Source organism: Pseudomonas sp. ASL7 (assembly GCF_056680375.1).
This window is the reverse complement of sequence record NZ_CM155279.1, coordinates 1239185-1265298: the sequence shown is the minus strand read 5'-3', so window position 1 is coordinate 1265298 and position 26114 is coordinate 1239185. Positions and strand designations below refer to the sequence as shown.

Genomic DNA, 26114 nt, shown 5'->3' with positions numbered 1-26114 from the left:
CGACCCGTAGGATGCTGGGGGTCATTATTGGGGTAATTCATGTCAAAGAATCTGCTGGCCAGACTCAGTCTGCTTGCACTGGCGCTGACGCTGAGCGCCTGTGACAAGTCCTCGAACGCCGAAGAACAGGCGCCACTTGCCACGGTTCGCATCGAGACTATCGAAGCGCGGCCACTGTCGATCAGCAGCGAACTGAGCGGGCGGATTGCCGCGCCGCGCATTGCCGAAGTCCGTGCCCGGGTCGCCGGCGTGGTGTTGCAACGGGCCTTTCGTGAAGGCAGCGACGTAAAGAAAGGCGATGTGCTGTTCCGGATCGACCCGGCGCCGTTCAAGGCTGACCTGGACAGCGCCGAGGCGTCGCTGCGCAAGGCCGAGGCCAATGCCTTTCAGGCACGCTTGCAAGAGCAGCGTTACGCCCAGTTGATCGAAGGCAACGCCATCAGCGGCCAGGACTACGACAACGCCCGGGCCAGCGTCCGACAAACCGCGGCCGACGTCGCCGCCAACAAAGCCGCGGTCGAGCGGGCGAAACTCAATCTGGGTTATGCCACCGTCACAGCGCCGATTTCCGGGCGCATCGGTCGCGCCCTGGTCACCGAAGGCGCACTGGTCGGGCAGAACGAAACCACGCCACTGGCATTGATTCAGCAGCTGAACCCGATTCATGCCGACCTGACCCAGTCGACCCGCGAACTCAACGAACTGCGCCGAGCCTTTCGTTCCGGCCAGTTGCAGCAAGTCGGCCAGGGCCAGGCCAAAGCCACGCTGATCGAGGACGATGGCAGCCTCTATCCGCTGCCCGGCAAGTTGCTGTTTACCGACATCACCGTCGACCCCGGCACCGGCCAGATCATCCTGCGCAGCGAGTTCCCCAACCCGGGCCTCGACTTGCTGCCGGGCAGTTTCGTTCGCGTGCGTCTGGAGCAAGCGGTGATTGCGCAAGGTATCAGCGTGCCGCAACGGGCCATCCAGCGTGACAGCGCCGGCATTGCCCATGTGTTGTTGCTCGACGCCGAACAACGGGTCGGCCAGCAACCGGTAGAACTGGGCGCCGTGCAAAACGATCGCTGGATCGTCACCGGCGGCCTCAAGCCCGGCGACCGCATTGTCACCGAGGGCCTGCAACACGCCCGGCCCGGCGAAAAAGTGCAAATCGACGACACCCCTCTTCCACTTGCCCAGGTTTCTGGTCAGTAAGCAGGACGCTTGTTTATGCCGCAGTTCTTTATCGACCGCCCCGTATTCGCCTGGGTGGTTGCCCTGTTCATCCTGCTGGCCGGTGCGCTGGCCATCCCGCAGTTGCCGGTGGCGCAGTACCCGAATGTCGCGCCGCCGAAAGTCGAAATCTACGCCGTGTACCCCGGTGCTTCAGCGCAAACCGTGGATGAAAGCGTGGTCAGCCTGATCGAGGAAGAACTCAACGGCGCTGACAACTTGTTGTACTTCGAATCCCAGAGCAGCCTCGGCAGCGCAACGATCACCGTCACCTTCCAGCCGGGCACTGATCCGGAAATGGCGCAGGTCGACGTGCAAAACCGCCTCAAAGTAGTGGAATCACGCTTGCCCCAGGCCGTGACGCAACAAGGCTTGCAGGTGGAGAAAGTCTCTGCCGGCTTCCTGCTGCTGATCACCCTGACCTCCAGTGACGGCAAGCTCGACGACGTGGCGCTCAGCGATTACCTGGCGCGCAACGTGATGAACGAGATCAAGCGTCTGGACGGTGTCGGCAAAGCACAGTTGTATGGCGCCGAACGCGCGATGCGCATCTGGATCGATCCACAGAAGCTGATCGGTTTCAACCTGACCCCGGCCGATGTCAACGCGGCCATCGTTGCGCAAAACGCGCAGGTTTCGGCCGGCAGCATCGGCGATTTGCCGACCCGCACCACGCAGGAAATCACCGCGACCATTCTGGTGAAAGGCCAGTTGTCGACGCCGGAAGAATTCGCCGACATCGTTCTGAAGGCCAATCCCGACGGTTCCACCGTGCGCATCGGCGACGTAGCGCGGGTCGAGATCGGCAGTCAGGAGTATCAATTCTCCACCCGCCTGAATGGCAAGCCGTCGACCGCCGTCAGTGTGCAACTGGCGCCGGGGGCCAATGCCCTGAGCACCGCGACGTTGGTGCGGGCGAAGATGGACGAACTGGCGCGCTATTTCCCGGCTGGCGTGCAATACAAGATTCCTTACGACACCTCGCCCTTCGTCAAAGTCTCGATCACCAAAGTGATTTACACCCTCGGCGAGGCGATGCTGCTGGTGTTTGCGGTGATGTTCCTGTTCCTGCAAAACATCCGCTACACACTGATCCCGACCCTGGTGGTGCCGGTGGCGCTGATGGGCACCTTTGCGATCATGCTGGCGCTGGGGTTCTCGATCAACGTGCTGACCATGTTCGGCATGGTGCTGGCGATCGGCATCCTGGTGGATGACGCCATCGTAGTGGTGGAGAACGTCGAGCGGATCATGGTCACCGAAGGCCTGTCGCCCAAAGAAGCAACCCGCAAGGCGATGAAGCAGATCACCGGCGCGATCATCGGCATCACGCTGGTGTTGGTGGCGGTGTTCATTCCCATGGCGTTCATGCAGGGTTCGGTCGGGGTCATTTACCGGCAGTTCTCGTTGTCGATGGCCACCTCGATCCTGTTCTCGGCGTTCCTGGCCCTGACCCTGACCCCAGCGCTGTGCGCGACCTTGCTCAAGCCGATTGCCAAAGATGAGCATCATGCCAAGGGTGGTTTCTTCGGCTGGTTCAACCGGCGTTTCGAGCAACTGACCGAGCGCTATCAGGGCTGGGTCGCCTATGCGCTGAAACGTAGCGGTCGTTACCTGTTGATCTACGGCGTGTTGCTGATTGGCCTCGGCGTGAGCTTCAATCGCCTGCCCTCCTCGTTCCTGCCGGTGGAAGACCAGGGTTACACCATCACCGACATTCAACTGCCTCCCGGCGCGAGCAAGAACCGCACGGTGCAGGTCGTTGAGCAAATCGAAGCCCACAATGCAACTGAACCGGGTGTGGGTGACAGCACGGTGATTCTCGGTTTCAGTTTTTCCGGTAGCGGGCAAAACGCGGCGTTGGCGTTTACCACGCTCAAGGACTGGTCTGATCGCGGCAGCAACGACTCGGCGGCTTCGATTGCCGACCGCGCCAACCTTGCGTTGAGCCAGATCAAGGACGCCGTAGCCTTCGCCATCCTGCCGCCGCCGGTGAACGGTCTCGGCACCTCCAGCGGTTTCGAGTTCCGCTTGCAGGACCGTGGTGGTCTCGGCCATGCCACGTTGATGCAGGCGCGCAAGGAATTGCTGGCGGCCGCCGAGAAGAGCCCGATCCTGATGAACGTGCGCGAAAGCGCCCTGGCCGAAGCGCCGCAGGTGCAATTGATCGTGGACCGCAAACAGGCGAATGCGCTGGGCGTTTCGTTTGCCGACATCGGCAACGTATTGTCCACCACCGTCGGTTCGGCCTACATCAACGACTTCCCCAATCAGGGCCGGATGCAACGGGTGGTGGTGCAGGCTGAAGGCGATCAGCGCAGTCAGGTGGACGATTTGCTGAAGATCCACGTGCGCAACAACGCCGGGGCAATGGTGCCGTTATCCGCCTTCGTCCAGGCCAAATGGATTCAGGGGCCGGCGCAGTTGACCCGTTACAACGGGTACCCGGCGATCAGCATTTCCGGCGAACCGACGCCCGGCCATAGCACCGGTGAGGCCATGGCGGAAATCGAGCGGCTGGTGGCGCAAGGCCCGGCGGGACTGGGCCAGGAATGGACCGGGCTGTCGTTGCAGGAGCGTTTGTCCGGCAGCCAGGCGCCGATCCTGCTCGGCTTGTCGCTGTTGATCGTGTTCCTGTGCCTGGCGGCGTTGTACGAGAGTTGGTCGATCCCGACCTCGGTGCTGCTGGTGGTGCCACTTGGCGTACTCGGCGCAGTACTGGCGGTGACGCTGCGCGGGATGCCCAACGACGTATTCTTCAAGGTCGGGTTGATCACCATCATCGGTCTGTCGGCGAAAAACGCGATCCTGATCATTGAGTTTGCCAAGAGCCTGTACGACGAAGGCCATGACTTGATTGACGCCACCCTGCAAGCAGCGCGCCTGCGACTGCGGCCGATCATCATGACGTCCCTGGCGTTCATCCTCGGCGTGGTACCGCTGGCGATTGCCACCGGTGCCAGTTCGGCGAGTCAGCAGGCGATCGGCACCGGGGTGATCGGCGGGATGATCACGGCGACCCTGGCGGTGGTGTTTGTGCCGGTGTTTTTTGTGGTGGTGATGAAGCTGGTGGGCAGACGCCACAAAAACATCTAACCCACACACCTCCCATTGTAGGAGCGAGCTTGCTCGCGATGGTGTGTCAGCCACATTGTTGTCGGCTGATACACCATCGCGAGCAAGCTCGCTCCTACAAAAGTTTGTGCCTGCTTCGGGGTTGTGGCCATAACTGACCACCCTGGGCTAAGGTGTTTGCAAAACCCTGACCCATCGAGCCTCCATGCCTTTCCTCGCCCGCACTCACCCTCGCCTGTCCGCCGCCGCCATCCTCGGTGTCGCGGTGGGCATTCTGGCTCCGGCTGATTCGATCATCAGCAAAATCCTGTTCGGCTGGAATGCCGGGGTCTGGACGTACCTGGTGCTGATGCTCTGGCTCGCCGCGCGGTCCAAAGCACCGGACGTGAAACGCATCGCTGAAATCGAAGACGAAAACGCTGGACTGGTGCTGTTCGTGGTGTGCATCGCCGCGATTGCCAGCCTGGCGACCATCACCCTCGAACTGGCCGGCACCAAGGACCTGGAAACCTCCCGCAAGCTGCTGCATTACGGTTTTACCGCATTGACGGTGATCGGTTCCTGGTTTCTGATCGGGGTGATTTTCAGCGTGCACTACGCCCGCCTCTTTTACACCTGGGACGGCAAAGACCAGGCGCTGCGTTTTGCTGAAGGGCTCACAACCCCCAATTACTGGGACTTCCTGTATTTTTCGTTCACCATCAGCGTGGCGGTGCAGACGTCCGATGTCGGTGTGGCAACTCGGGAACTGCGCAAGATCGTGCTGGCGCAGTCGCTGATCGGTTTTTTGTTCAACACGGCGATCCTCGGGTTCTCGGTCAACATTGCAGCGGGGCTCTTTGGGTAATCGCACGATGAGTTTTTACCCACCAAGCACGCAATCCTTTACTTCGTGATCAACTCGCCAATCAATGGCAGTGAGCGTCCCGACGCGTTCACCGCCGTAATGCTGACGTCGTAACGGGTGCGTGGAAGCAAAACCGGTTTTAGAAAGGTATTGGCTGTCTGGTAAGGGAGGCTGGTCCCCTGTGGTCCAGTCAAGACAATGTCGTAACGGATCAGATCTTCCACATCACTCGGTGCATCCCATTCCAGAGTAGGTATCAACACTGTTTGGGTGTACCGGAAGTTGGTGGGGGGGCTCGATGGCTGGCCTTGGATTTCAACGCTGATTGAAGCCGGCTCTGAAGCATTCCCTGAAAGATCCATGGCACACACGTCAAACGAATAGGTGCCGGGAAGCAAGTCAACGACGGTGTAACGGGTGAGCGGTGTGCTGTCGAAATATTCGTGATTGTTGTAGATCACGTACCCGCACAGTCCGACGTCGTCCGTTGACGCCTCCCACCCCAGGGTGACCGACCCCGGGATCAAGTCCGTCTGACGCAAATCTCCCGGAATGCTGGGCGGTGTGACGTCCTTGGGCACGTAGACCAGGGTGGTGGGTTCAGATAGCTGACCGTACAGGTCAAAAGCAGACACACTGATGGTGTATTCAGAGTCCGGAACCAAGTCGCTTAAAGGCACGCCGGGGAGGAGCACAATATCTCTCCAGCGTTGACCATTCATCACGATCCTTACGCCCGAGGGGACTCCCCCATTTTCGTCAAATGACCAATCCAGTCTGGCGGTGGTGGACGTCAGCGGCGTTATCTCGACCGGTGGGGGCGAGGGCCGTGGCGAAGACGCCTGTCCGGTGGTTTTGAATACCGTGATTGGGCTGGCGTCCGAAAGGTTTCCGTCCTTGTCTCGCGCACGTATGAACACCCAGTGATAGGCGCCACTGGCCAAATTGGTAAGGGTGTGATGAGTATTCTGGGTCGGATAAATGACGATTCCATACAGGGCGACTCGATAACCTGTCACACCGACATTGTCACTTGAGGGTTCCCAAGTCAGTGTCGCCGATGTATCCGTAATATTGCTGACCACCGGTCCACCAGGTTTTGTCGGCGGTACCCCGTCGGTCAAAGAGGCTTCGAGTAAGGCCACTTCGGAGGATTCCCCATCAAATAGCGCTCGGACTGCAAACTTGAAGTGGTGCGGAACCGGGCCGGGCGATACCGCCGCCAACAGGAAGTTGTAGCCCCAACGGCCGGGGGAGGCGGTGAAGGTTTTGCCGTTGATGGAGACCTCATGAACCGGGAGTTGCTTGAAAACCGGATCCCAGGCCAGTCTGCAGATTCCGTTAAGGTGGCTGAACCTCAGGTTGATAGGCGGACGCACCCTGGTTTTGAAATGAGCGAAGCTCGATTCGGACACCCCGGCTTCGTTGAAGGCTCGCACCTCGACGAGATAATCGGTATGACTTTGCAGGTGCGCGAGGTTGACCAGAGGCTCGGTGACCTGCTTAACGAGGAACCCGTTTAAATAAACTCTGTAGCGGATGGTCCCTTCATAACCTGAAGGCGCCCAAAACAAGCTCACCGATGCATGAGTTATGGCGCTCAGCTCTGGAGTGCCTGGCGTAGTCGGGGCGCGCATTTTCAGCAGCAAGAAAGGGCTGGGTGTTGAAACATTATTTCCGGCTGCTTTTGCCGTGACATAAAACAGGTACTCGACCCCTGCTTTTAATCCCGTTATTTCACAAGGCGGCCGGACCACACTTTTTCGTGCGATACCTTCTCCATACACTTCGTAACCGATGGCATCCGGGCACAGATTGCATGTCGCATAGGGTTCGTCCCAACTCAACCGGGCGGTCGTTGACGAATTGCGGCAGCCTCTTACATTGCCCGGAGCACAGATTCGTACCTCGGAGTAAGGCCCGGAGTTGACTGCCGTTTCAATTGGGCTATCAGGGGAATCAAAATTGCTCATGTCGTGTTTCTCGGTGCAGCTAAACTTCCGCACAGTAAAGTCCGCCCCTGCCACCGACGCCACTATCAAATCTGATAGTGGCGCCGCAGACGGTTTGTGCTACAGCCGATCTGTCCGACATAGTAGAAGTGGAAGCTTCCTGCACAAACGTTCTAGTCACCGCCCTCGCAACGCGCGTTAAACAGATCGGCAATCCGCCCCACAGATGCAGCATGACGACTCACAACTGGCTCGAACTGGCGCAGGACGCCGACACCAGCATCGAGACGTTGCGCGCGCATTTCGAAGGGTTGCGCTCGGCGCAAGCGATGCAATGCTTCAATCGCTGCATGGCCCTATTGCTGTTGGTTTCCGCGTGGTTGAGTGTGCTGACTTAAACGCCACCCGTCGGCCTGAATCGCCAGAGGCACTTGACGAGGGATTAGTTTTTGGTGTCTTCTGAAACCGGTTTCAGTGCCAAGCACTCGACCTTATACATCCAATAAGAAGGTTTCAGACCGTGAACGACTTCTCCGCCGCCCAGCGCAGCCGCGTGACCATGCTCGACGTGGCCGAACACGCCAAGGTCTCCAAGGCCAGCGTGTCGCGATTCATCGGCGATGACCGCGCGTTGCTCTCCGATGCCATTGCCCAGCGCATCGAACAGGCAATTACCGAACTCGGCTACCGCCCGAACCAGATGGCCCGCGGCCTGAAACGCGGGCGAACCCGCCTGATCGGCATGCTGGTGGCCGACATCCGTAACCCTTATTCGATTGCCGTGATGCACGGGGTGGAAACCGCCTGCCGTCAACATGGCTACAGCCTGGTGGTGTGCAACACCGACCGCGACGACGAGCAGGAATGCCAGCACCTGGCCCTGCTGCGCTCCTACAACATCGAAGGCCTGATCGTGAACACCCTCGGCCATCACCGGGACGAATTGCGCGAACTGCACCGGGAAATGCCGCTGGTACTGGTGGATCGCAAGGTCGAGCACCTTGAAAGCGATATGGTCGGGCTGAACAACCCGCAGGCCATCGACATCGCCCTCAATCACCTTGAAGAACGCGGTTATCGCGATGTGTTGCTGGTGACCGAACCGTTTGACGGCACCAGTTCGCGGATCGAACGGGTCAGCAGTTTCAAGGCGCAGATCGAGCAGCGGCCGTCGCTTCGCGGGGCAATCATTGAAACCGGCAGCGACCTGACGGCAAATCTGAAAACTTTCCTCGACACACCCGGCCCGGGCCCGAAAGCGCTGTTTTGCGCGAACGGAATCGCGGCGTTGGCCAGCACCCATTCATTGCGTGAACTTACCTGCAACCTGTTCGAGGATGTCGGCCTGATCGCCCTCGATGACCTCGATTGGTACCCGCTGGTGGGCAGCGGCATCACCGCGCTTGCCCAGCCGACAGCCGAGATTGGCGCGAGTGCGTTTGAGTGTTTGCTCAAGCGATTGCGCGGGGATGACGAGCCGGTGCGGACGCTGGATTTTTCGGCGCGGTTGATTGTGCGGGGATCCACACTTGGAAGTTCTCGGTGACTGGACTGGCCCCATCGCGAGCAGGCTCGCTCCCACAGTGGGCCTGTGTTCACAAATCCAATGTGGGAGCGAGCCTGCTCGCGATGGGGCCCGAAAAAACACTACAAAAATCAAATTCGATATTTTTTTGAACAAAAATGAAACCGGTTTCAGAGGTATACAACAATGAATAAACCCGCTGTCTCCATTAGCCTGTCCAGCTACGGCGCCGACCTTGTGCGCCAGCGCGGCCAGGGCAGTTTCATCGACATACTGGCCGCCGCCGGCGCCACGCGCATTGAATGGCGTGAAGAGTTGCTGACCGTCGAAGACCCCGCCCAACTGGCCGACGCCGCTCAGGCCCGGGGCCTTGAAAGCGTGTATTCCTCGCCGATGGAGTTGTGGCTGGCCGGCCAGTCGAAACCCAACCCGGACCTGATCATCGCGCTGCAACGCGCCCAGGCGTTCGGCGCCAAATGGCTGAAGGTATCGCTGGGTTACTTCACCGACAACAGTGACCTTCTGGCCTTGACCCGCACACTCGCGCAGAGCGCCGTACAGTTGTTGGTAGAGAACGACCAGACCCTGCAGGGTGGCCGCATCGAACCCTTCCAGCGCTTTTTCGATGAAGTCGAGCAGCACAGTCTGCCGATCAAAATGACTTTCGATATCGGCAATTGGCACTGGCAGGACCAGGCGCCTGCCAGCGCTGCGCGATTGCTTGGACGCCACGTCGGCTACGTGCACTGCAAAGCGGTGACGCGCCGCGCCGATGGCAAACTGGTTGCGATCCCGCCGGTCGCCAGCGACCTTTATCAGTGGGAACAACTGCTGCGGCACATGGCCCAAGGCGTTATGCGGGCAGCGGAGTATCCGTTGCAGGGCGACGACTTGGTGCAACTGACCACCGAACATGTCACCGCCCTCGCCCATTTGGGCCAATCGCGACTGGAGAGCGCTCATGTCTGAGATTGATATTCTGTCGTTCGGCGAAACCATGGCGATGTTCGTTGCGGAGCAGACCGGCAATCTGGCCGACATCAGCGCTTTTCACAAACGCATTGCCGGGGCGGACAGTAACGTCGCCATCGGCTTGTCGCGGCTGGGGTTCAAGGTCGCTTGGCTGAGTCGGGTCGGCGCTGATTCGCTGGGTCGCTTCGTGATCGACACCCTGGAGAAGGAAGGCCTGGATTGCCGCCACGTCGATACCGACACGGCGCATCCCACCGGTTTTCAGCTCAAGTCCCGCACCGACGATGGCAGCGACCCTGTCGTCGAATATTTCCGGCGCGGTTCGGCGGCGAGTCATCTTTCGGCGCATTCGATCGTTCCCGAATTGCTCAAGGCCCGACACCTGCACGCCACCGGCATTCCCCCGGCGCTTTCTGAAACCGCGCGGCAACTGTCGTTCGAACTGATGACCCGCATGCGCGATGCCGGGTGCAGCGTGTCATTCGATCCAAACCTGCGCCCGAGCCTGTGGGCCAGCGAGCAACAAATGATTACCGAGATCAACCGCCTGGCCGCCCTCGCCCACTGGGTGCTGCCGGGTTTGAGTGAAGGTCGCTTGCTGACCGGTTTTGAAGACCCGGCCGACATTGCGGCGTTTTATCTGGATCAGGGTGCCGAGGCCGTGGCGATCAAGCTGGGCCCGCACGGCGCTTACTACCGCACGCATCTGGATGCCGGTTTTGTCGCCGGTGTGCCGGTGGAAACGGTGGTCGACACCGTCGGGGCCGGTGATGGCTTTGCGGTCGGCATGATCAGCGCCCTCCTGGAAAACCACAGTTTTGCCGACGCCGTGAAGCGCGCCAACTGGATTGGCAGCCGGGCGGTGCAGAGTCGCGGGGATATGGAGGGGTTGCCTACCCGGGCCGAAATGATCGTCGAATTTGAGGCCGCCTTCGCGAGCAGGCTCGCTCCCACAGGGGATTTGTGCCGCACCTAGATCCAATGTGGGAGCGAGCCTGCTCGCGATGAGGCCCGCACAGTCACTGAAGATCGAACCGTTACCTGCTGCGACAAAAACAACAAGCTCAGGAGCATCAACATGAAAACCGCAACGCTCGCCGCCCGCCGCTGGTGGTACATCATGCCCATCGTGTTCATCACCTACAGCCTGGCGTATCTGGACCGCGCCAACTACGGATTCGCCGCTGCCTCTGGCATGGCGGCAGACCTGATGATCACCCCAGGCCTGTCGTCGATGCTCGGCGCGCTGTTCTTCCTCGGTTACTTTTTCTTCCAGGTGCCGGGCGCGATCTACGCGCAAAAGCACAGCGTGAAGAAACTGATTTTCGTCAGCCTGATCCTCTGGGGCGGCCTGGCCACCTTGACCGGGATTGTCTCCAACGCTTACTGGCTGGTCGTCATCCGGTTCATGCTCGGCGTGGTCGAAGCCGCCGTGATGCCGGCGATGCTGGTGTACTTGTGCCACTGGTTCACCCGTGCCGAACGCTCACGTGCCAACACCTTTTTGATCCTCGGCAACCCGGTAACGATGCTGTGGATGTCGGTGGTGTCGGGTTATCTGGTGCAGCATTTCAGCTGGCGCTGGATGTTCATCGTCGAAGGCTTGCCCGCGGTGCTCTGGGCGTTTATCTGGTGGCGCCTGGCGGATGATCGTCCGGCCCAGGCCAAGTGGCTCAGCGATCAGGAGAAGCAGGACCTGGAAAGCGCCCTGGCCGCCGAACAGGTCGGCATCAAAGCGGTGAAGAACTACGCCGAAGCCTTCCGCTCGCCCAAGGTGATCATCCTGGCCCTGCAGTTTTTCTGCTGGAGCATTGGCGTCTACGGCTTTGTGTTGTGGCTGCCGTCGATTCTCAAGGCGGGGGCGAAGATGGACATGATCGAAGCCGGCTGGCTCTCGGCACTGCCGTACCTGGCGGCGGTGATCGGAATGCTACTGGTGTCCTGGGGCTCGGACAAATTGCAAAAACGTAAACGTTTCGTGTGGCCACCGCTGCTGATCGCCTCGATTGCCTTCTACGGTTCCTACGCGTTGGGCGCCGAGCATTTCTGGTGGTCCTACATCCTGCTGGTGATCGCCGGTGCCTGCATGTACGCGCCTTACGGGCCGTTTTTCGCCATCGTCCCGGAAATCCTCCCGGCCAACGTCGCCGGTGGCGCCATGGCGCTGATCAACAGCATGGGCGCGCTGGGATCGTTCGGCGGTTCTTATCTGGTCGGTTACCTGAACAGTTCCACCGGTTCGCCCGGCGCGTCGTATCTGCTGATGAGCGGCGCATTGATGCTCTCGGTGGTGCTGACGATTTTCCTCAAACCCGGCGCCAGTGACCGGGAGCGGCCCACAGTCGCGTTGACCCGCCGTACCGCTGCCCATCCATGAATTGATGTTGAGATCACTCAGATGAAAAAGCAGGTCGTCCTGTACAAGAAACTCTCGCCGCTGCTGATGGCTCGTCTGCATGAGCAGACCGAGGTGACGCTGATCGACAACCTCGACGCCGACGGACTGGCCAAATTGCGCGATGCCCTGCCCCGCGCCCAAGGCTTGCTCGGTGCCAGTCTGAAACTGGATGCCGGATTGCTCGACCTGGCACCCAATCTCGAAGCCATCGCCAGCGTCTCGGTGGGCGTCGACAACTACGACATCGACTACTTGACCGAGCGGCGCATCCTGCTGAGCAATACCCCGGACGTGTTGACCGAAACCACCGCCGACACCGGTTTTGCGCTGATCCTGGCAACGGCCCGGCGCGTGGTGGAACTGGCGAACATGGTTCGCGCCGGGCAGTGGAACCGCAACATCGGGCCCGCGCATTTTGGCAGCGACGTGCATGGTAAAACCCTGGGCATCATCGGCATGGGACGCATCGGCGAAGCGTTGGCCCAGCGTGGGCATTTCGGGTTCGGCATGCCGGTGATCTACCACAGCCATTCGCCGAAACCGGCGGTGGAGCAGCGATTCGATGCGCAGTACCGCTGCTTGCCGGAGCTGTTGCAGCAGGCGGATTTCGTGTGCCTGACGTTGCCGTTGACTGCGGAAACCGAGCGGCTGATCGGCACCGAGGAATTTGCCCTGATGCGCCCGGAAAGCATCTTCATCAACATCTCCCGGGGCAAGGTCGTGGATGAAGCGGCGTTGATCGAGGCGCTGCGTGCGGGGCAGATTCGCGCGGCCGGGCTGGATGTGTTCGAGCGTGAGCCGTTGAACCATGACTCGCCGTTGTTGCAGCTGAGCAATGTGGTGGCGACACCGCACATCGGTTCGGCGACCCATGAGACGCGGGAAGCGATGGCCGGGTGTGCGGTGGAGAATCTGTTGGCGGCGCTGGCGGGTGAGCGGCCGGCTAATTTGGTGAATGGCGCTGTGTGGAAGGCTTGATGGATTTGACGTTTGTCAGATAGCTTTCGCGAGCAGGCTCGCTCCCACAGGGGATGTGTGAACGCCACAGATCCCCTGTGGGAGCGAGCCTGCTCGCGATGAGGCCGGCAATGTCGACACAAAACTATCAGGCCCGCCGCGCTTCCAACAGGTCAGCCACACACAACACTATCCGCCGGCACGCCTCCGCCAGTTTCTGCTGATCCACCACCAACCCCAGCCGTATATGCCCCGCCGCGCTCGGCCCGAACGCCTCCCCCGCCAGCACCGACACGCCATAACCTTCCAGCAGTCGCTCGGCGAAGTGCTGGGCAGATAACCCGGTCTGGCGCACATCGACCATCACGAACATTCCGCCATCCGGCCGAATGGCCCGGAGACCCGGACAGTGGTTCAAGCTCGCAGACACCAGGTCGCGGCGCTGGCGATACGCTTCGCGCATCAGCGCCACTTCCGGCAGGTCTTCATCCAGCGCCAATTGCGCGGCCTTTTGAACAAACTCCGGAATGCCAAACAGCATGCACAACGAGAGATGTTCCAGATGGTCATTCAACGGTTTGGGGCCAATCACCCAGCCCACTCGCCAGCCGCTCATGGCGTGGGATTCGGACAAACTGTTGATGGTCGCGGTGCGCTCGGCCATGCCCGGCAGGCTGGCCGGGCTGATGTGCTCGCCCTCATACAGCAGATCGCTGTAGACCTCATCGCTGATCAGCCACAGGTCGTGACGAACACACAGCAATGCCAGTTCCTGCCAGACCGATAACGGCAAACTGGCACCGGAAGGATTGTTCAGACTGTGAGCAAAATGGCGCGAGTCTTCGCGGTGATCCGTGCTGCAACATCTGCCGGATCAACCCGAAAGCCGTTCTCCGGACGCACCGCCACCGGCACTACTTTCGCCCCGCAGGCACCGAACACGCCTTCATAGGTTACGTACATCGGTTCGGCAACGATCACCTCACCGCCTGGGATATCGGCAAGCAATCCATCAACACGAGGTTCGGGCATCAGGTTGGGGTTGCTGGAAGACAGGTTTATTTTTGACTCGCTCATGAACAAAACTCCTTAGAAAAGAGCGAGGAACAAAGGCCGTAACCAACTTCCTCGCTTTACATAAAGAACATTGAACTTGCCAGGCCACTGTTTTTTCCCGTGCAGTGGCCTCAAATCATTCGCTTACCAGTTGTAACGCACGCCTACATTTGCACCCCAAGGCTGTTCGATCTTGCTGCCATTGCTGTAATCGAAGTCAGCATGAATCGATACCTTATCGGTCACTGTCATGGCCACGCCCGCGCCCAGTTCACCGCGAGAACCGGACAGGTTGGTGTTGAAGCGATAGTTGTTGACCTCAACGTCACTGTTGTCGGCGAACTCGTGCACATAGGCGGCACGCAGATAAGGCTGTACGACCTTGCCCTCACTCAATACGAAGTTGCGTCCGACAGTGGCACCCACCTTTGCGAGCAAGGAATGCGTACGATCACCTTCAGCAGACAATCCATTGTCCAGGTCGTAACTTGCGCCCCCGATGGACACGGCTGACAGCTGAGCGAACGGTTCGACAAAGCCGATCAGGTTATTGTCGGCCAGCTTGATATGCCGTCCAAACTCCAGCGACGCACCGACACCGTTGTTGTTGTAATCACCCTTGGTTTTTTTACCGTCACTGAGTTGAATGTCAGACGAGTTCTGGAAACGGTTGAACTTCAAGACACCATCGAAGTAGTAACCGCTTTGCTCGTCCAGCCAGGTGGTATAAGCACCGGCGTAGTAACTGTCGACCTCACCGGTCGTACCACGGCTCATGTTCAGGTCGGATTTGCTGTAGCCGGCCAACAGACCGACCAACCACTGCCCGCCTCCGATTGGAAGCGGCGCGTCGGCACCAAATGACAGGCCCTGCTGGGTTTGCTGGAACGCTACGCCGGAACTCTCGCTCACGTTGTATTTGTTGCCATAGGCACGGATCCAGCCACCGCTCTTGCCATTGTCCATACGCACTTCACCCATGCGAGTGCGCAGGGTACTGAGTTCGCCGTACCAGACGGTTGGTGCAGCGTTGAACAGCGCCATCACCGATTGAGTGCCTGGGCTGATAACCCGGGAGGCCGTGTTCAAGAACCAATCGTTGTCGCCGACTTTGATCAAGTCATAGGAGAAGGCGCCCTGCTCCACCGGACCGTTTAACAACGCAAATTGGGCGTCGCCGGCCGCGATATGCACCACCGGTTTGGCGCCCGCCGCCGCAGGCTCGGAGCCGCTGCTGTCGAGCGAAACCTTGTGGCTGCCGCTGGCCGTGCCCGTCACGTCCAGGGTATCGACCTGGCCGGTGCTGAAGTTGTTGTGCATGTAGAACGTGCCGCTACCCGTCAATTGAGTCAGCGATAACTTGAAGTATTCGCCGGGATTGCCGAATTGAACCCCACCGCCGTTGAGGTCAAGTTTGCCAACAACGCCATCACCGACCATCACCCAGCGGGCGTCGTTGTTGACTGTCAGGCTCTGGACGTTTTCCAGGCGCCCGGTGAGTGTGGCGGAATTGTCGAGCAGCACATCGGCGCTGCTGCCGGCCGCCACGATAAAGTCACCGACCAGTTGGCTGTTGCTGGCCTTGAAGTTGGCAGAAGCTCCCCTGACGACTTCAATAAGGTTGCCATTGCCACCTTTGAGCGTGGAACCATTGTTGACTTCGACATTCACCTGTTCGCTATTGGTCTGAGTCCGGCCATCGATGATGATCGCCGAGCCGGTCAGGCCTTCGACGTGCGAATTATTGAGAGTGAGCCCATTGCCCGCCGCCAGATGACCATCGGCAAACAGGCTGATGCCGTTGCGTCCCCCAGTCACACTGCTGTCGGTAGCCGAGATTGCACCGCCGAAGGTCTTGATACCGATGCCATTGGCATCGCTGCCGATGACCTTGGTGTTTGATTGCAGGGACAGGATACTGTTGGCGCTCAGGCTAGCGCCCACCTCGCCACCCGTGATCGTACTGTTACTGACCAGTGCAGTGGAGCTGCCATTGGCCGTCTCTGCCAGAACCAATCCGGTACGAGCGCTGCTAACCACCGAACTATTGGAAATCGTTGCGTGACTGGCGGACAGCTCAACGCCGTTTTTCGTACCGGTGGCTATCACCCGTGTGTTGTTATCAAGCGTGACACTCGAGCCCGTTGTTGCACGAATAAAGTCGGTAACGGCAGTGTTGGCCGTGAGGGCGCCGCCCGTGCGCACCAAATAATCATCCACCGCGGTGGAGGAGTCGATGGACTTTGGCTTTCCATCAACCAAGGTCTGCGCCAATACACACGGGCTGATCAAAAGCAACGGCGTCAATGTGGCAAGCTTAAACAAGCGTGCGAATGGCGTGACGGTGAATGAATGGCTAACGGGCATAGCATCGCTCCTGGGTTCATACAAAATACTGTTCGCGAAAACCACCATTCCCAGCCTCTTTCAACAGGGTTTGGCGTTCAAGGGCGGCGATCCTAGGAACTTTCTTACTCAAGGTATGTAGGACTAATCCTGTTATGCATGGAAAATTGCTCAAGTTATTTGAATGATCCAGTGAGTGACTGGCGATTGTCAGCCGTCGACACGGGCGAAAAAACACCCGTGCCAACTCAGGAAACAACGCTACGGTCGGGGGATCGGGCACTCATCATTCGGCCCATGAAACGCCGTGGTGGCCTTGAACTCGGACGAAATCGTATCCGTACCGTCATCAAAGAAATATTCGATCTTGACGCGGCCTCTTCGACTGGTTGCCGCGTTTTGGTCGTAAAGCGGCTTGATATGTGTTGCGTAGGGCTCTACCAAAAAAGTAAACCCAGTCAAGGGGTGACCGGGAGAACCCAGTACAAAGTCGTCCTCGAATTCTGCACCACGGATTGGATCATCCGGTGCATTCAGCACTTGCCCGCGCATGGGCGTGAACTTGACGCTGATTTTGTCTCCGTCCTTAAGCACGCCCGTAAGATCCGGGATCTCGACCATTAGCGAGCCATCGGCTTCCAGTGCACCACAGCCTGGCCAATTCGTGGGTGGATCGCCGAACGAAGGGAAACTGGCAGGTGGCAACTCTATTTGAATCGCATTGACATCAACGTAGGTCGTCTCGGAACACAGATCATTTTCCAAAGTGGCAGCACTCACCTGGTAATGCACCGGTAAGGCCGCGTCGTTTTTACCATTTTTGATATACGCCCACGGTATTTCCACCTCTTGAAGATTGCCCACTACATGCTTAGGGTTCGTGCTATCAAAGATGATTTGGGCTTCGACGATCGGCACGCCATTCCAGAAAAAATCAACGATATGGCCATCGACGGCGCCCACATACCAGGTGAAGAAGAATTTCGCATCTTCGTCCTTGTCGTCCCGTGTCAACTGGTTGGTTCTGCTGTCATCGAAGTTCTTGACTTCACCTTCGAGCAGGTCGGGATGAACCGGGTCGGGCCAGTCCACTGGTGGCCAAGGGTCGGGCCATGGCAGAGCAACCTGGAAGTTGACATTGAAAGAATCCGATAGAGGACCGAACTCCCGTCCGCTGCGAACCACGTGATAACTCACCACGGTACTTTTCACCCCCGTCGTCGTCTGCCCGTAGTCTTCAAGCATCAGCAGCGCAGGCAACACTGGGACCTCAATATTGAGAAGCGGATTGTTTCCGATGGGGAAGTCATCCAGGACCTTGCCTCCCCATTTCAACCGAATGTGGTCACCGCCTTTGAAGTTGTTGTACTTATCGATTCAGACACTCACGCCATCGCGCACATGCGTCATCTTCAACGGCCCAGGCGAGGTGGCTTGCGGGACTCTCGGCTTTGCAATAAGGATGGGGAGCGGCCCGAAGGTGAGGCTTACCTTTTTATATAACGCCGGTGGACTGGGGTTTTGTGCCGAATCGCGCAAAGCATAGGTAATGAGTGCATTGGTATCGCCAAAAGCCCGGATTTTGTCGGCCGGTATTTCTACAGTGCTATCGGAAGTACCCGGTGCTGGAGCAAGGCCTGCGTAGATGGGCACGGCAGTGGTTGGATCGTCGGGAATGTTCTGCGAGTCAACCAGGTAAAAGGCGATTTCATCAGTAGCTTTCCAATCAGGGTAGCCGGGAACAGTCACCGTCAGCTTGCCTCCGGCTGGCAGGTTACTGTCCTCAAGGAAATCGCCGGTAAACGCCGGAGCCTTTGGCGGAGCGTGTTTATAGGGGGGCAGCCGATCACAAATGACAGTTGTAGTGTTCGATTCTATTTCGCCGTTGTTGTAGCTGTGCAGCCAGTACCTCAGGCGGCACGTAGCCTCTTCCGGAAGTTTTGCGGTCTCAATGAGCATTGGGTGGGGGAAGATTTCCGGAAAAGCTGTTCCGTCCGCATTCATCTGGAACTCATGACTGGCCACCTCATTGAAGCCGTCCGCTCCAATGGCGAGCTCAACCACGATTGTTTCCCTGTCGCCGGGCGGCGGCAGGTTATCCCATGCAGGGATGTACACCGTCAAACCGCCTTTATCTCTTAGATTCGGCCCATGGAGCAGACCGGTCGCGGGGTCGGCAAAATCATCGTCGTCGATTTCCAACTCCATATCGGCAAACGTTGCCCGGTACTCGGTGCGCATTCTCAGGTACGCGCTATTTGCCTCTTGGTCCTTACGCTCGCGCTGTTCAGTCGCCATGCTTTTTCTCCTGTCACGCCATTTGAGCCATAGGCAGGGCCATGGCCGTCCGTCGGTCAACAGCAGGGCTCTGCAGGCACATCAAACGCGCCGCATGCCGAAATGACCCTGGACGGATTAAGCGCTCGTTGAAAAAAAAGCGAAACTGTCAGAGTTGACAGGTGGCGATTTGTACAGGCTGCGTGATCCGCGTTGGAAAACGTTGTCTCGCGGTGGGTGAAACTGCTCGTTCAACACCCTCGCAGAGCGCTTGTTTAAAACCGCTCTGGGTTACTTCATGAAAGCTACAAGACCTTGCGTCATTGCCTACGGTTACGCCAGAATCCGCCGGCTTGTGCGCCTTGGGGTCGCCCGGTAACTTGATTCGTGTCACTGCCCATCAGTGATCGGGTTTAGCAGCCCGTCGTGACGAAGCGCATCTGCATCCAGATAGTCAGGTCATTTGATGACTGCACTTTATGGTAGCTGTGCGCAGGGCGCCCTCGGGCGCGCCGGGTTCGTCTCCGCCGGTCTGCTAACCTGCACACAGCTGCCACCATTCATTCGTTTAGCAGCGGTTCGGTGACAGCTCCACATTGTTGGAGACTTAAATATGTTCAAGGTCACACCAAACCCGCCGGACACCGATCCGGTCTCCCCGTACGAACCCGATTCAAACAAACTCAACGAGGCTGCCGAACGCGCCCTCGACTTTCACTTCCCTTCGACTGCCGACATCAAAGCCACGCCGCGTACACCCAGCACGCTGTTCACCGTCGACCCAGCAGCCACGACCGAAACCCTGATGGTTTATCTGGTCGAAACGCTGGCCTCGGTCGATGTGATGGTCCATCACTTGGTGGATCTTCTGGACGGTGGTTCGCGCAACGCCCTGCTGGGCATTTCCAACAGCATCATGCTGGCGGAGATCACGGCGAACCGGGTGCTGGATCAAGTCGACCCACCTGACTAACGAGCGCTTTCTCTGAAACAATCGAATCCCTGTAGCAGCTGACGAAGGCTGCGTTCGAGCGCGAAGCGGTCGCCTGGCGGTCTGTCAGGAAACACGACTGCCGCGCAGCCGGACGCAGCCTTCGGCAGCTGCTACAGGGTAGCGGTAGATGTCAGATTGTGCGGGCGGCCATCCGCCAGACCCGAGCGATGTCTGCCGCCCGCTCTTGCAACAAGCGCGGCGCTTGGGCGCAGGCCTGTTCCAGCGTCATCGGCCCGCTCGCCAGGGCAAACGCGGCATCGACGCCATGCTCATACATCTGCTGGTAATCGTCGCCCAAGGTACCGGCGATGACAATCACAGGCACACCCTGTCGCTTGGCAATCCTTGCGACGCCAAACGGTGTTTTGCCACGCAGGGTTTGTGCGTCGAAACGGCCTTCGCCGGTGATCACCAGATCGGCATTTTCGATCTCCTCTGCCAAGCCCACCAGCTCCGCCACCACGTCCACCCCGGACTGGAATTGCGCACCCAAAAACGCCTTGGCGGCAAACCCCAACCCGCCTGCCGCACCACTGCCCGGTTCGTCGCGCACGTCTTTTTTCAAGACCTTCGCGCAGTGATCGGCAAAGTGCCCGAGGGCGCGATCCAGTTGCTGGACCTGCGCGGGCGAGGCGCCTTTTTGCGGACCGAAAACTGCCGACGCACCGTGAGGGCCACACAGTGGATTGTTGACGTCGGCGGCGATGTCGAAACGCACCGTGGCCAGACGCGGATCGAGGTCGCCGAGATCGATGCGGGCCAATTGCGCGAGCGCCAGGCCGCCGGGTTGCAGTGCCTGGCCCTGCGCGTCGAGAAGCCTCACGCCCAAGGCTTGCATGGCCCCGGCACCGCCGTCGTTGGTGGCACTGCCGCCAATCGCCAGAATCACCCGTTGCGCTCCGGCATCGAGTGCCGCACGAATCAGTTCACCGGTGCCGAAGGTGCTACTGATGCAGGCATCGCGGCGGTCGACCGGGATCAATTGCAGACCACTGGCTTCGGCCATTTCGATGATCGCCGTATGGCTATGGGGCAACCAGCCCCACGCCGTATTGACCGTTTCGCCCAGTGGTCCGCACACCTCGGCTCGGTGCAGTTCGCCACCGCAGGCTGCCAGCACCGCCGCGACGGTGCCCTCCCCGCCGTCGGCCATCGGGCATCTGACCAACTGCGCATCAGGCCAGACTTCAGCCAGACCGCGTGCAATCGCGTCCGCTACGCCTTGTGCGCTGATGCTGTCCTTGAACGAATCGGGGGCAATGACGATTTTCATGTGAATTCTCCAGTTCCAATGCGCTCATGCTGCCAGCCGATATAAACAATAACGCCGGGCTGCTGCACAAGCGGCACGGAGGATTATTGTTCATTTTCACAAAACCTTCCCCCTCACACCTTTCGATGTAGCAGCTGTCGAGCCTGCGAGGCTGCGTTCGGCGGCGCAGCCGTCGTCAATCCTGCTAGCACCGTTTACCTGAAACTGCGCGGCGCGTGATTTCACGACGGCTGCGCCGCCGAACGCAGCCTCGCAGGCTCGGCAGCTGCTACGGATTGGTGTTCGGTGTGTCGGTTTGCGGGAGGAGTTGGACACCGAGGTAGAGCGCGAGCATGCCGTCCAGCCTGAGTGGATCAACGCCGCTGAGCTCGGCAATCCGCTCCATCCGATAGCGCAAGCTGTTGCGGTGAATGCCCAGGGAATCGGCGCAGGCCTGGCTTTGGCCGTCGTGGTCACACCAACTGCGCAGGGTCGCCAGCAGTTGGCCGTTGTTGTCCCTGGCGATGACTTTGCGCAACGGGCTTAGCAGTTCGTCGAGGGCATCGTCGTTGCGGTGCCGCCAGAGCATCACCGGCAGTCGATAGCGGGTGAGCGTCAGTAGGCGGGAACGCGGCAACACGTCGCGTCCATAGGCCAACAAATCACCGACACGGCGATAGCAACGGCGCAAGCCGGTCAAGCCATCCGCCTGCCCGCCCACGGCGATGCGCAGGATGTTCCAGCCGAGGCCGTCGAGTTTTTCCAGTAGCCGATCATTCTCGACGGTCTGGCTGGCGGGTCGACACCACAACAACGAGGACTTGGCCGAACTCACGCACCAACTGTCCGGGTAGCGCGACGTCAGCCAGGCACTGAGCGCCTCGACGGTTTGCCCCGGTCCGTGCTCCAGGCCCAGTTCGAACAGGTACGGCACTCGCGTCATGTGTGGCTTGAGCCCCAGTTGTTGTGCTTCGTCGATCAGACGCGGCGAACTGCCGGCCTCGCTGAGCAGCAACGCCAGCAAGTCATCGCAACGCTGGCGCCGCCATTGCTGTTCGGCCTGTTGATTGCGCTGGCCCACCAGCATCTCGGCGGTCATGCGCACCAGCTCGGCATAGGTGCGCAATTGCTCGGGTTCGCCGGTGATGCCCAGCACGCCAATCAAGCGTTGATCGAGCAACAACGGCAGGTTGATACCCGGCTGCACGCCTTTGAGGTGGATCGCCGTTTGCGCATCGATTTCCACCACGCGACCGTTGGCCAACACCAGTTGCGCGCCTTCATGCCGGGTGTTGACGCGCTCCGGCTCGCCGCTGCCGAGGATCAGGCCCTGACTGTCCATAACGTTGACGTTGTATGGCAGGATGGCCATCGCCCTGTCGACGATGTCCTGGGCCAGGTCGTGATCGAGTTCGAACATAGCGGTGATCCTTGAACGCGTGGTGGGACGGCTTGTTCACCCGCACAGGCCTTGCAAGCAAACCCTGTGCTCAGGCACAAAGACAGCAGCCTCGAGGGTGGTCGAGACTCTCAGGGCGATCAACGTTACCCTTTGCATCGCAAAAAATCATAATAAAGAGAGAGCCGCCATGTCCCAGAGCGCTGCCGATACCCAGGCCATCGTTGACGACAAAAATGCCGTCTACAAACGCATTACCTTGCGTTTGATCCCCTTCATTTTCATCTGCTACCTGTTCAACTACCTTGACCGAGTCAACGTTGGATTTGCCAAACTGCAGATGCTCGACGCGCTGAAGTTCAGCGAAACCGTGTACGGCCTCGGCGCCGGAATCTTCTTTATCGGCTACGTGCTGTGCGGTGTACCCAGCAACCTGGCCCTGAGCAAATTCGGGCCGCGCCGCTGGATCGCCTTGATGATGATGGTCTGGGGCTCGTTGTCCACCTGCCTGCTGTTCGTCACCACCCCGACCGAGTTCTACACCTTGCGCCTGTTCACCGGCGCGGCCGAAGCCGGGTTCTTTCCGGGCGTGGTGCTCTATCTCTCGCAGTGGTTCCCGACCTTTCGCCGTGGCCGGATCATGGCATTGTTCATGTCGGCGATCCCGGTGTCAGGCCTGCTCGGCAGCCCGTTTTCTGGCTGGATCCTCAACCACTTCGGTGCCGGGCAAGCCGGTTTGGCGGGCTGGCAGTGGATGTTCCTGCTGCAAGGCATTCCGACGGTGATCCTCGGCGCCCTCGCCTACTTCCTGCTCAGCGACAGTTACGCCAACGCCAAATGGCTTACGCCGTTTGAGCGCTCGGTGCTGGAAGCGGACCACGCGATCGATCTGGCCAACAAGCCGAAAACCACCACCGACTCGCTACTCGCCGTGTTCAAGAATCCGGCGATCTGGGCCTTTGGCTTGATCTATTTCTGCATCCAGAGCGGCGTCTACGCGATCAACTTCTGGTTGCCGTCGATCATCAAGAACCTGGGCTTCAGCGATAACCTGGTCATTGGTTGGTTGAGCGCGATTCCGTACCTGCTGGCGGCGGTGTTCATGTTGGTGGTTGGTCGCTCGGCGGATTTGCGCAAAGAGCGGCGCTGGCATTTGGTGGTGCCGATGTTGATGGGGGCGCTGGGGCTGCTGATCGCGGTGAACTTCGCCGCCCACCCGGCCATCGCGATTCTCGGCCTGACCATCGCCACCATGGGCGCCCTCACCGGCCTGCCGATGTTCTGGCCAGTGCCGACCGCATTGCTCAGTGCTGGCGCTGCCGCGGGTGGCTTGGCGTTGATCAACTCCATGGGGCAAATGGCGGGCTTCCTCAGCCCGTACCTGGTGGGCTGGGTCAAGGACAGCACCGGGTCGACCGATGCGGCGCTGTACCTGCTGGCGGGTGTGATTGTTTGCGGGAGTTTGCTGGCGTTGCGCATGACGCGTACCCTGCGCGCCTGACACCAATCCCCTGTAGGAGCGAGCTTGCTCGCGATGGTATGTCTGCCACACAGGTGTGGGCTGATACTCCATCGCGAGCAAGCTCGCTCCTACAGTGATAAATCCGGTTGCCCCCCATGGTTGTTCTGGTATTTGATTGAGCCTTTCCAACCGGCAAAAGGATTTCGTCATGAGCTACCGCACGCTGGGTCATTCGGGTTTGCAGGTGTCCACCCTGACCCTGGGCACCATGATGTTCGGCGAACAGACCAGTACCGAAGATTCCCTGCGGATCATCGACAAGGCCTGGGACCAGGGCATCAACTTCATCGACACCGCCGACGTCTACACCAATGGCCGCTCCGAAGAAATCGTCGGGGAAGCGATCGCCAGTCATCGTCACGAATGGGTGCTCGCCACCAAGGTCGGTTTCGGGCCGGTGGACGGCGTGCCGAACCGCAGCGGTTTGAGCCGCAAGCATATTTTCAATGGCATCGACGCCAGCCTGACGCGTCTGGGCACTGACTACCTGGACATCTATTACCTGCACCGCGAAGACCACAACACGCCGCTTGCGGTCACGGTATCCGCGATCGGCGATTTGATTCGCCAAGGCAAAATCCGCTATTGGGGGTTGTCGAACTATCGCGGCTGGCGCATCACCGAAGTCATTCGGGTGGCCGACCAACTGGGTGTCGACCGGCCGGTGATCAGCCAGCCGCTGTACAACATCGTCAACCGCCAGGCCGAAACCGAACAGCTCACCGCAGCCCAAAACTACGGCCTCGGTGTGGTGCCTTACAGTCCGCTGGCGCGCGGCGTGCTCAGCGGCAAATACGCGCCGGATGTAAAGCCTGACGCCAACAGCCGCGCAGGACGTGCCGACAAACGCATTCTGGAAACCGAGTGGCGCGTCGAGTCATTGCGCATTGCCCAGCAAATCCAGCAGTACACCCAGGGCCGTGGCGTGGGCATCGTCGAATTCGCGATTGCCTGGGTGCTGAACAACAGAGCGGTGACTTCCGCCATCGTCGGGCCCCGCACCGAAGCCCAATGGGATGCCTACACTAAGGCTCAGGCGGTGACGATCACGGCTGAGGACGAGGCGTTTATCGATTCGCTGGTCACGCCGGGGCACGCGTCGACGCCGGGGTTCAATGACGTGAGCCATTTCGTCTCCGGCCGTATACCGCGCTAACCACTGTAGGAGCGAGCTTGCTCGCGATGGTGTGTCAGTTGACAGCTATGTAGCTGACCCACCATCGCGAGCAAGCTCGCTCCTACAGGAGAGTCGTGTTGATCAGTTGGTCAATATTCACCTCGAAAACCACGTATCCTCTGCGCCCGTTTTACGTTCAACCTCGCGAGGGCAGTTTGTCTAAAGGTATCGCTTTATCGGTCACAGCCTCGGTGCTGTTTGCCGTCATGTATTACTACACTTCGTTGCTCACGCCGTTGAGTGGCGTGGAAATTTTCGGCTGGCGCATGCTGCTCACCGTGCCCTGCATGACGGTGTTCATCGTCGTCTCCGGCGACTGGAGGCGTGTGGTTGATCTACTGCGCCGGGTCCGCGCCCAACCGAAGTTGATTGGCGGCGTGGTCACCTCCTCGGCCCTGCTCGGCGTGCAACTCTGGCTGTTCATGTGGGCACCACTCAACGGGTACAGCCTCGATGTGTCGCTCGGCTATTTCCTGTTGCCGTTGACCATGGTCCTGACCGGGCGGATCGCCTATGGCGAGCGCCTCTCCTATTTGCAAAAAGTTGCCGTGGTGTTCGCCTGCCTTGGCGTGATCAATGAGCTGTATCAGGTCGGTGGTTTTTCCTGGGCAACCTTGCTCGTCTGTGTTGGCTATCCGACCTATTTCGTCCTGCGCAAGCGTCTGGCGACGGACAACCTCGGTGGCTTATGGCTGGACATGGCAATGATGTTGCCCGTGGCGTTCTGGTTCGTTCAGAGTGGCGAACAAGGTTTTGGTGTGTTCAACCAGCATCCGTGGTTGTCGCTGTTGATCCCGATACTCGGCGTGATCAGTGCGTCAGCGTTGGTGGTCTACCTCATCGCCAGCCGGCTGTTGCCGTTCAGCCTGTTCGGACTGCTGAGTTATGTCGAGCCAGTGCTGTTGCTCGGCGTCGCCCTGTTGCTGGGGGAAAGTATCAAGCCCGGTGAATGGCTGACCTATATCCCGATCTGGATGGCGGTGCTGGTGCTGATGTTTGAAGGGTTCAAACATTTGATGCGGCAACGCAGGCCTTAAGCTACTCAAAACAACGTAGGAGCGAGCTTGCTCGCGATGGTGGGTCAGCTAAATAGATGTCAACTGACACACCATCGCGAGCAAGCTCGCTCCTACAGTTTTATCGCTGACTC

The 26114-nt window shown here is 59.3% G+C and carries 18 protein-coding genes and 2 pseudogenes; 13 read left to right on the top strand and 7 right to left on the bottom strand.

All coding sequences use genetic code 11. The annotated features are described in order from the left end of the window. The first annotated feature begins 39 nt into the window (after nucleotides 1–39). The 3 genes from AC1MDT_RS05865 (at nucleotide 40) to AC1MDT_RS05855 (ending at nucleotide 5137) form a co-directional block, all read left to right on the top strand. A complete protein-coding gene (locus tag AC1MDT_RS05865; protein WP_480421131.1) occupies nucleotides 40–1197 on the top strand; it encodes an efflux RND transporter periplasmic adaptor subunit in 1158 nt (385 codons plus the stop codon). Nucleotides 1198–1212: 15 nt separating this feature from the next. After that, a complete protein-coding gene (locus AC1MDT_RS05860) occupies nucleotides 1213–4311 on the top strand; it encodes a multidrug efflux RND transporter permease subunit (RefSeq protein WP_480421130.1) in 3099 nt (1032 codons plus the stop codon). Between the two features lie 184 nt (nucleotides 4312–4495). Then, nucleotides 4496–5137: a DUF1345 domain-containing protein gene (locus tag AC1MDT_RS05855; protein ID WP_480421128.1), complete on the top strand. Its 642-nt coding sequence runs from the start codon at nucleotides 4496–4498 to the stop codon at nucleotides 5135–5137. A gap of 38 nt (nucleotides 5138–5175) precedes the next feature. On the opposite strand, the gene AC1MDT_RS05850 is transcribed toward AC1MDT_RS05855, so the two are convergent. Beyond that, entirely contained in the window at nucleotides 5176–7110 is a 1935-nt protein-coding gene (locus AC1MDT_RS05850) for a fibronectin type III domain-containing protein (protein WP_480421126.1), read from the bottom strand. Nucleotides 7111–7400: 290 nt separating this feature from the next. Here AC1MDT_RS05850 and AC1MDT_RS05845 point away from each other — a divergent pair. From AC1MDT_RS05845 to AC1MDT_RS05820, 6 genes and pseudogenes are all read left to right on the top strand, one after another. Beyond that, a pseudogene (locus AC1MDT_RS05845) lies at nucleotides 7401–7487 on the top strand (LysE family translocator); the annotation flags it as partial. A gap of 122 nt (nucleotides 7488–7609) precedes the next feature. Continuing rightward, a complete protein-coding gene (locus AC1MDT_RS05840; protein ID WP_480421125.1) occupies nucleotides 7610–8635 on the top strand; it encodes a LacI family DNA-binding transcriptional regulator in 1026 nt (341 codons plus the stop codon). A gap of 165 nt (nucleotides 8636–8800) precedes the next feature. Continuing rightward, a complete protein-coding gene (locus tag AC1MDT_RS05835; RefSeq protein WP_480421124.1) occupies nucleotides 8801–9583 on the top strand; it encodes a sugar phosphate isomerase/epimerase family protein in 783 nt (260 codons plus the stop codon). Next, nucleotides 9576–10562, top strand: coding sequence for a sugar kinase (locus AC1MDT_RS05830; protein ID WP_480421123.1), 987 nt, complete (start codon nucleotides 9576–9578; stop codon nucleotides 10560–10562). Before AC1MDT_RS05835 ends, AC1MDT_RS05830 begins: the two co-directional genes overlap by 8 nt. 102 nt (nucleotides 10563–10664) lie before the next feature. Beyond that, a complete protein-coding gene (locus AC1MDT_RS05825) occupies nucleotides 10665–11963 on the top strand; it encodes an MFS transporter (RefSeq protein ID WP_480421122.1) in 1299 nt (432 codons plus the stop codon). A gap of 21 nt (nucleotides 11964–11984) precedes the next feature. Beyond that, a complete protein-coding gene (locus AC1MDT_RS05820; protein WP_480421121.1) occupies nucleotides 11985–12962 on the top strand; it encodes an NAD(P)-dependent oxidoreductase in 978 nt (325 codons plus the stop codon). Nucleotides 12963–13089: 127 nt separating this feature from the next. Here AC1MDT_RS05820 and AC1MDT_RS05815 read toward each other — a convergent pair. The 4 genes and pseudogenes from AC1MDT_RS05815 to AC1MDT_RS05800 all read right to left on the bottom strand — a co-directional run. Next, nucleotides 13090–13934: pseudogene (locus AC1MDT_RS05815) on the bottom strand (pyridoxal phosphate-dependent aminotransferase); the annotation flags it as partial. 207 nt (nucleotides 13935–14141) lie between these two features. After that, nucleotides 14142–16364 (bottom strand): autotransporter outer membrane beta-barrel domain-containing protein, encoded by a 2223-nt coding sequence (locus AC1MDT_RS05810; RefSeq protein WP_480421120.1) that lies wholly within the window; start codon nucleotides 16362–16364, stop codon nucleotides 14142–14144. Nucleotides 16365–16604: 240 nt separating this feature from the next. Next, nucleotides 16605–17603 (bottom strand): hypothetical protein, encoded by a 999-nt coding sequence (locus AC1MDT_RS05805; protein WP_480421119.1) that lies wholly within the window; start codon nucleotides 17601–17603, stop codon nucleotides 16605–16607. 117 nt (nucleotides 17604–17720) lie between these two features. Then, nucleotides 17721–18641 (bottom strand): hypothetical protein, encoded by a 921-nt coding sequence (locus AC1MDT_RS05800; protein ID WP_480421118.1) that lies wholly within the window; start codon nucleotides 18639–18641, stop codon nucleotides 17721–17723. A 592-nt stretch (nucleotides 18642–19233) separates the two neighbouring features. Between AC1MDT_RS05800 and AC1MDT_RS05795 the strand changes: the two genes are divergently transcribed. Next, nucleotides 19234–19593, top strand: a complete 360-nt coding sequence (locus AC1MDT_RS05795; protein WP_480421116.1) for a DUF6124 family protein — start codon at nucleotides 19234–19236, stop codon at nucleotides 19591–19593. Between the two features lie 151 nt (nucleotides 19594–19744). Here the strand turns inward: AC1MDT_RS05795 and AC1MDT_RS05790 are convergent, their stop codons facing one another. Both AC1MDT_RS05790 and AC1MDT_RS05785 read right to left on the bottom strand, forming a co-directional pair. Then, nucleotides 19745–20887 (bottom strand): glycerate kinase, encoded by a 1143-nt coding sequence (locus AC1MDT_RS05790; protein ID WP_480421115.1) that lies wholly within the window; start codon nucleotides 20885–20887, stop codon nucleotides 19745–19747. A gap of 268 nt (nucleotides 20888–21155) precedes the next feature. Further along, nucleotides 21156–22286, bottom strand: a complete 1131-nt coding sequence (locus tag AC1MDT_RS05785) for a sugar diacid recognition domain-containing protein (protein ID WP_480421114.1) — start codon at nucleotides 22284–22286, stop codon at nucleotides 21156–21158. Between the two features lie 169 nt (nucleotides 22287–22455). Here AC1MDT_RS05785 and AC1MDT_RS05780 point away from each other — a divergent pair, with 169 nt between their 5' ends. From AC1MDT_RS05780 to rarD, 3 genes are all read left to right on the top strand, one after another. Continuing rightward, nucleotides 22456–23766: an MFS transporter gene (locus AC1MDT_RS05780; protein ID WP_480421113.1), complete on the top strand. Its 1311-nt coding sequence runs from the start codon at nucleotides 22456–22458 to the stop codon at nucleotides 23764–23766. A 169-nt stretch (nucleotides 23767–23935) separates the two neighbouring features. Further along, nucleotides 23936–24943 carry an aldo/keto reductase gene (locus tag AC1MDT_RS05775; RefSeq protein ID WP_480421112.1) on the top strand — a complete coding sequence of 336 codons (1008 nt, stop codon included), beginning with the start codon at nucleotides 23936–23938 and terminating at the stop codon, nucleotides 24941–24943. Between the two features lie 176 nt (nucleotides 24944–25119). Continuing rightward, nucleotides 25120–26001: an EamA family transporter RarD gene (gene rarD, locus AC1MDT_RS05770; protein ID WP_480421111.1), complete on the top strand. Its 882-nt coding sequence runs from the start codon at nucleotides 25120–25122 to the stop codon at nucleotides 25999–26001. The last annotated feature ends 113 nt before the right edge of the window (nucleotides 26002–26114 follow it).

Excerpts from the sequence above, each read along its gene's own strand:
- AC1MDT_RS05825 (WP_480421122.1), top strand. The coding sequence starts at position 10,665 with ATGAAAACCGCAACGCTCGCCGCCCGCCGCTGGTGGTACATCATGCCC.
- AC1MDT_RS05810 (WP_480421120.1), bottom strand. The coding sequence starts at position 16,364 with ATGCCCGTTAGCCATTCATTCACCGTCACGCCATTCGCACGCTTGTTT.
- AC1MDT_RS05785 (WP_480421114.1), bottom strand. The coding sequence starts at position 22,286 with ATGTTCGAACTCGATCACGACCTGGCCCAGGACATCGTCGACAGGGCG.
- AC1MDT_RS05830 (WP_480421123.1), top strand. The coding sequence starts at position 9,576 with ATGTCTGAGATTGATATTCTGTCGTTCGGCGAAACCATGGCGATGTTC.
- AC1MDT_RS05835 (WP_480421124.1), top strand. The coding sequence starts at position 8,801 with ATGAATAAACCCGCTGTCTCCATTAGCCTGTCCAGCTACGGCGCCGAC.
- AC1MDT_RS05795 (WP_480421116.1), top strand. The coding sequence starts at position 19,234 with ATGTTCAAGGTCACACCAAACCCGCCGGACACCGATCCGGTCTCCCCG.
- AC1MDT_RS05820 (WP_480421121.1), top strand. The coding sequence starts at position 11,985 with ATGAAAAAGCAGGTCGTCCTGTACAAGAAACTCTCGCCGCTGCTGATG.
- AC1MDT_RS05780 (WP_480421113.1), top strand. The coding sequence starts at position 22,456 with ATGTCCCAGAGCGCTGCCGATACCCAGGCCATCGTTGACGACAAAAAT.
- AC1MDT_RS05865 (WP_480421131.1), top strand. The coding sequence starts at position 40 with ATGTCAAAGAATCTGCTGGCCAGACTCAGTCTGCTTGCACTGGCGCTG.
- AC1MDT_RS05775 (WP_480421112.1), top strand. The coding sequence starts at position 23,936 with ATGAGCTACCGCACGCTGGGTCATTCGGGTTTGCAGGTGTCCACCCTG.
- AC1MDT_RS05790 (WP_480421115.1), bottom strand. The coding sequence starts at position 20,887 with ATGAAAATCGTCATTGCCCCCGATTCGTTCAAGGACAGCATCAGCGCA.
- AC1MDT_RS05860 (WP_480421130.1), top strand. The coding sequence starts at position 1,213 with ATGCCGCAGTTCTTTATCGACCGCCCCGTATTCGCCTGGGTGGTTGCC.
- AC1MDT_RS05800 (WP_480421118.1), bottom strand. The coding sequence starts at position 18,641 with ATGGCGACTGAACAGCGCGAGCGTAAGGACCAAGAGGCAAATAGCGCG.
- AC1MDT_RS05855 (WP_480421128.1), top strand. The coding sequence starts at position 4,496 with ATGCCTTTCCTCGCCCGCACTCACCCTCGCCTGTCCGCCGCCGCCATC.
- AC1MDT_RS05850 (WP_480421126.1), bottom strand. The coding sequence starts at position 7,110 with ATGAGCAATTTTGATTCCCCTGATAGCCCAATTGAAACGGCAGTCAAC.